7 protein-coding genes are annotated in these 5538 nt (G+C 69.6%); 2 read left to right on the top strand and 5 right to left on the bottom strand.

The features are described 5' to 3' along the window. Window positions 1–48: 48 nt before the first annotated feature. Both QZV72_RS02980 and QZV72_RS02975 read left to right on the top strand, forming a co-directional pair. Window positions 49–882, top strand: a complete 834-nt coding sequence (locus QZV72_RS02980) for a carbohydrate ABC transporter permease (RefSeq protein WP_297005071.1) — start codon at window positions 49–51, stop codon at window positions 880–882. 89 nt (window positions 883–971) lie between these two features. Next, complete coding sequence (locus QZV72_RS02975) at window positions 972–1142, top strand: hypothetical protein (RefSeq protein ID WP_297005070.1); 171 nt, start codon at window positions 972–974, stop codon at window positions 1140–1142. Between the two features lie 277 nt (window positions 1143–1419). Here the strand turns inward: QZV72_RS02975 and QZV72_RS02970 are convergent, their stop codons facing one another. The 5 genes from QZV72_RS02970 to QZV72_RS02950 form a co-directional block, all read right to left on the bottom strand. Next, window positions 1420–2445, bottom strand: a complete 1026-nt coding sequence (locus QZV72_RS02970; RefSeq protein ID WP_297005068.1) for a YdcF family protein — start codon at window positions 2443–2445, stop codon at window positions 1420–1422. A 9-nt stretch (window positions 2446–2454) separates the two neighbouring features. Then, window positions 2455–2988 carry a 5-(carboxyamino)imidazole ribonucleotide mutase gene (purE, locus tag QZV72_RS02965; protein ID WP_297005065.1) on the bottom strand — a complete coding sequence of 178 codons (534 nt, stop codon included), beginning with the start codon at window positions 2986–2988 and terminating at the stop codon, window positions 2455–2457. Beyond that, window positions 2989–4248: a 5-(carboxyamino)imidazole ribonucleotide synthase gene (locus tag QZV72_RS02960; RefSeq protein WP_297005063.1), complete on the bottom strand. Its 1260-nt coding sequence runs from the start codon at window positions 4246–4248 to the stop codon at window positions 2989–2991. Between the two features lie 5 nt (window positions 4249–4253). Beyond that, window positions 4254–4808 carry a PH domain-containing protein gene (locus QZV72_RS02955; protein WP_297005061.1) on the bottom strand — a complete coding sequence of 185 codons (555 nt, stop codon included), beginning with the start codon at window positions 4806–4808 and terminating at the stop codon, window positions 4254–4256. Between the two features lie 4 nt (window positions 4809–4812). Continuing rightward, a partial coding sequence (locus tag QZV72_RS02950; protein ID WP_297005057.1) for a biotin--[acetyl-CoA-carboxylase] ligase occupies window positions 4813–5538 on the bottom strand: 726 nt, incomplete at its 5' end.

Raw genomic sequence — 5538 nt, 5'->3', positions numbered from 1 at the left:
GTCCACTGTGTCCTCCCCTGAAGCCGACTCGACGACGGAGGCCAACCGATGAACCGTTCAGTCAGGCGCACCGTCGCGAGCTACCTCGGCGTCATCGTCATTGTCGTGTGGGCGCTCGCCCCCTTCTACTGGATGCTGGTCACCGCGTTCCGCGACAAGTCGCACACGTTCGACACCAATCCGCTGCCGAGCCACCTCACCCTCGACAACTTCACCGAGGCACTCGCCACCGACAAGGGCAACAACTTCCTCCGCGCCATAGGCAACTCGCTGCTCATCGGTGCCGGGACCACCGCCATCGCCCTGGCGGTCGGCGTGTTCACCGCCTACGCACTGGCCCGCGTGGACTTCCGGGGCAAGGGCTTCGTCACCGGCATCATCCTCGCCGCGTCGATGTTCCCCGGGATCGCCCTGGTCACCCCGCTGTTCCAGCTCTTCACCGACCTCGGCTGGATCGGCTCCTACCAGGCGCTGATCATCCCGAACATCTCCTTCGTGCTGCCGCTGACGGTGTACACGCTGACCTCCTTCTTCCGGGAGCTGCCGTGGAAGCTCGAGGAGGCCGCCCGGGTCGACGGGGCGTCCCGCGCCCTGGCGTTCCGCAAGGTGATCCTGCCGCTGGCCGCACCCGCGATGTTCACCACCGCGATCCTCGCCTTCATCAACACCTGGAACGAGTTCATGCTCGCCAAGCAGCTCTCGTCGACGACGACGGAGCCGGTGACCGTGGCCATCGCCCGGTTCTCCGGGGCGAACGCCTACGAGTACCCCTACGCCGCGGTGATGGCCGCCGGCGCGCTGGTGACCGTCCCGCTGGTGATCATGGTGCTCATCTTCCAGCGGCGCATCGTCGCCGGACTCACCGCCGGCGGTGTGAAGTAGTGGCGGTGGGTCCGCACCAGGATCCGCACCAGAACGGGCACGCGGGCCGACCGGCCGGTCTGCCTGCCTCGGAGTACCGCCGTCGCCGCATGATGTGGGAGTCCGTCCTGGGCTTCCTCGCCCTGTTCGACCTGCTGGCGCTGATCCAGGCGGTGTGGAACCTCTTCGGGGACGCCAAGGTCTGGCCGTCACTGCTGCTGCTCGTCCTGCTCGTGCTCACCTGGGCCGCATGGCGTCAGTGGCGCAGGTACGGGGACTGATGCACAGAGCTGAGGACACCCGCTGCACTCTCACCGGCCCCGGAAACTGACACCGGGCGCCGTTCACCGTCAGTACATCACACGCTGTGCCACTTTCAGTCCGTCCAAAAGTGACACAGCGTGTGATGTATCCGAGGTGAATGCCGGAGAGGGGGGCCGGGGAGAGTGGCACAGGAGGCAGGACGGGCCCGGCGGGTAGACCCCCGCTCACGCCCGGCCACTCACATCCGCCCACTCACGCCCGCCCACTCACATCCGCCCACTCACGCCCGCCCACTCACGCCCGGCCGATAAGACGGTGGATCGTCAGCGCCGCATACTCACGCAGGTAGGACGCCGGGATCGCCGGTTTCGGTGTCGGCGCACCCAGGACGACCGCCGAGAAGGGCATACCGTTGTCCCCGCGCTCCACCTCCAACAGGGCGATGATCCGTTCGGTGCGCAGCACATGGAAGTCCGAGGTGCACACCGCGACGGAGGGGTCGCGCACCCCACGGTCCCTGAGCAGGTCCAGACTGAAGTGCAGGTTCTCGGTGGTGTCCGTCGCGTACCGCTCCTCCAGCACCGCGCCCCGCGGGAACCCCCGGGACGCCAGGTAACGGTGCATCGCCTCCGCCTCGGTGCACGGTTCATCGTCACCGCGGCCGCCGGAGACGATCAGCGGAGTGCTGCTCGCCGGACGCCGCCTGGTGACCACCTTCCACGCCGCCGCACCCCGGTCGCACCGGCAGGCCAGCAGGTCACTGACCCGGTCGCCGACCAGTCCGGCACCGAGCACGATCACCGCGTCCGCCCGCTCCGGCACCCGACGCCGACGCGCCCTCCCCACGTCACGCAGGTAGCGCAACATCGAGAACAGTACGCAGACCCACAGCACCAGCGCCGCGACACCGATGATGACCAGGGAGAACCGGAAGTCATCGCCGCCACCGCCGATCTCCTGGAACGAACGCAGGACCAGGGCCAGCCCACCGGCACCGAGGCTCAGCAGTTCCGCGGCGGCGACGACGGTGGACAGGTGGAACCACCCGCGACCGTCGACACCGGGCAGGGCATCGCCCATCCACCGTGCAGTCAGCAGCCCCACCAGGGCGACCGCCGCATGGGAACCGAGGAAGACCAGCCACATCGTGTCGGCGAACCCCGCACCCGTCGCGGCGACGAGCAGCCACGCCCACAGCATCAGACCGACGGTGAACACGAGGGCACCGTTGCCCGGCCAGCGGGACCGTGCTTTCACACTCCAGGCGGTGACCGCGAGAATCACGGTCAGCGCCAGGCTGACCAGTACCAGAGCAGACATCCCGGGGTGCTACTCCCCCATGAGCTTCTGCTTGAGCCGTTGGTCCTTGACCAGCACCTCATCACGCATGCGCTCCTGGTAGGCGACCATCCGCCCGGTCAGTTCCGGGTAAGCGGCGCCGAGCATGCGCACCGCCAGCAGGCCGGCGTTCTTCGCCCCGTCGATGGAGACCGTCGCGGTCGGCACCCCGGCAGGCATCTGCACGATGGACAGCAGGGAATCCAGGCCGTCAAGGTTCTTCAGCGCCCGGGGTATGCCGATGACCGGTAGCGGCGTGGCTGCGGCGACCATGCCCGGCAGGTGAGCGGCACCGCCGGCGCAGGCGATGATGACCCTGATGCCACGGGTGTGCGCCTCCCGGGCGTAGTCGAGCATGCGGTCCGGGGTGCGGTGGGCGGAGACCACACCGATCTCCATGCGGACGCCGAACTCGGCGAGCACCTCGGCGGCGGGCTCGACGGTCGGCCAGTCGGAGTCCGACCCCATGACGATGCCGACGAGCGGTCCGTCCGGTGTTCCCGGGGTGGTGGTCTGGTCAGTCATCTACTGGTCCTTCCATGTGGCGGTGACGAGGAAACCGGAGGCGAGGCGTGCGTCATGGCGGAGCTTCTCCACGTTCTCCGTGGTCGCGGCCGCCCCACAGGGCAGGGACATGTTGACGTGCCCGATCTTGCGGTGCGGACGCCATTCCTTGCCGTAGAGGTGGATCTTCGCGGTCGGGAACCGACGCCACACCTCGTCCATCCGCCCGGCCATCGGCATCTCCGGGTCGGCGTCCGGGTCGCCGAGGATATTGGCCATCACGGTGGTGGTGGCGGTCAGGGCGGTCGACCCCAGCGGGCGGTCGAGAACCGCGCGCAGGTGCTGCTCGAACTGGCCGGTCACGCAGCCGTCCTGCGTCCAGTGGCCGGTGTTGTGCGGCCGCATGGCCAGCTCATTGACGATGATCTCGGGCTGCCCCGCCTCGTCGACGGTCTCGAAGAGCTCCACGGCCAGCACACCGGTCACCTGGAGCTCCTCCGCGACCTCGCGGGCCAGGGTGTGGGCCCGGGCGATGACGCGGGCCTGCCCGGCGGACTCCGCCGGGGCGGGGGCGACAGCCAGCCAGCAGATGCCGTCGGCCTGCACGGACTCCACGACCGGCCAGGAGGCGATCTCGCCTGACGGGGTGCGGGCCACCATGGCGGACAGCTCGCGGACCAGGCGGACCTTCTTCTCCGCCATCAGCGGTACGCCCTGCTCCAGCAGTTCGGCGACCAGTGCAGCGGTCTCCTCCCGGGTGGCCGGGAACCAGACCCCCTTGCCGTCATACCCGCCACGGCGGGCCTTGAGGCAGACGGCGCCGCCGGTGGCGTCCCAGAATCCCTCACCGTCGGAGACCGACAGGATCTCGGCGAAAGGCGGCACCGGCGCTCCGATCTCCCGCATCCGCCGCCGCATGACCAGCTTGTCCTGCGCATTGATCAACGCGGTCGGCTGCGGCTGGACGTTCACACCGTCGATGATCAGGCGCTCGAGGAACGCGTTCGGCACGTGCTCGTGGTCGAAGGTGACGGCGTCCGCCCCCTCGCTGACGGCCCGGACGACGTCCTCGTCGGTGTACTCACCGAGCCACACGTCAGCGGTGGCCTGGGCTGCGGATGCTCCCCCGGAACCGGCCAACAGCCGGACCGTCAGTCCGAGTTCGATGCCGGCCTGCTGCATCATCCGGGCCAGTTGACCGTCACCGATGACGGTGACCAGCGGCATTCCGGGTGCGTGTGCTTCAGGACGGGCGAGGTGCAGATCAGGTTCGCTACTCACCCGCGTCAGTATACTGGCCGTGCGAACCGGACAATCCGCTCGTCGACCATCGCGGCGACATCGGCGGCGTAGGGCACGTCCGTCAGGCGGACCGGGACGCGACTCCCCCGGGTCCACACGCTCACCGTGCCGCCCCGTTGACGCACCTCGGTTACCTGGTCCAGGGGGATGTCCAGCACCCGGGAACGCCAGTCCCCGGACGCGGTGACCAGGCGCCGGTCGGTGAGGATGATCCGGCTACGCTGGCGGAACACCAGATGGCGGAGGCACCGCCGCCAGGCGGCCCACACCCACACCAGGAGCAGGAGGCGGCGTCCCCACAGGGCGGCGGAGGTGGTGCCCGCCACACCGTCGAGACCCGGGACGACGGCGAGATTGTCCGGGACGTGCCCGACCACGCGCACCGCCTCATCGGCGAGGTGGGCGTCCAGCAGACCGATGAGCAGCCACACGATCCCGGTGGCGAGAATGAGTTCGAGCACCGGGAAGATGACGCTGCGTCGCGACGGGCTGAGCTCTGCGAGGACCACCTCCCCGAGGTCGAAGTGGACCTTCGCCACCGGACTAGTTCTCCCGCTCGTCGGGACGCAGGTGCACCACATCCCCGGCGGTGACCGTGTGCCGTGATCCGTCGGCGGTCACCAGCACCAGTTCGCCGTGGGGGCCGAGGTCCACGGCGGTACCGTAGAGGGTCTCCCCGCCCGGCAGCTCGGCACGCACCCGGGTGCCCAGGGTCGAGGACAGTTCCCGGTAGCGGGCGCGGACACCGGCGGCGGCGACCCCACCGGCACGCCAGGCGTCGTCGACGGCCAGGAGATGCCGCAGGAGCACGGCGGTGATCCGCTCACGCGCCCCCTGGTCGGGGATCGGCACGCCCTCGAGAGTCAGTGACGTGGCCGTGGGCAGCCCGGCGTCCGCGAAGTCCGCCGCGGTCATCGACAGGTTCAGCCCGGTCCCCGGGATGATCGCCGGCGGGTCGATCGACGCCGCCTCGACGAGGATGCCCGCGAGCTTGAGCGGCACCCCGTCGTGGACGACCTGGACATCGTTCGGCCACTTCAACACCGCGGGAACACCGAGTTCCCGGGCGGCGCCGGCGACGGCGACCCCGATGAACAGGGGAAGCTCGCCGAGTCGCTCGACATCGAGTTCCGTCGGTGTGAGCAGCACCGAGCAGATGAACTGGGAACCGGCGGGGGCGGACCAGCGCCGCCCCATGCGCCCGCGCCCGGAGACCTGCTCCTCGGCGAGCAGCACGGTGCGGTCCGCCCCTGGACCGGCACCGTGGCC

The sequence above is a fragment of the uncultured Corynebacterium sp. genome (assembly GCF_902782855.1).
In the GTDB taxonomy this organism is placed as follows: domain Bacteria; phylum Actinomycetota; class Actinomycetes; order Mycobacteriales; family Mycobacteriaceae; genus Corynebacterium.
This window is presented reverse-complemented; position numbering and strand designations above follow the sequence as displayed.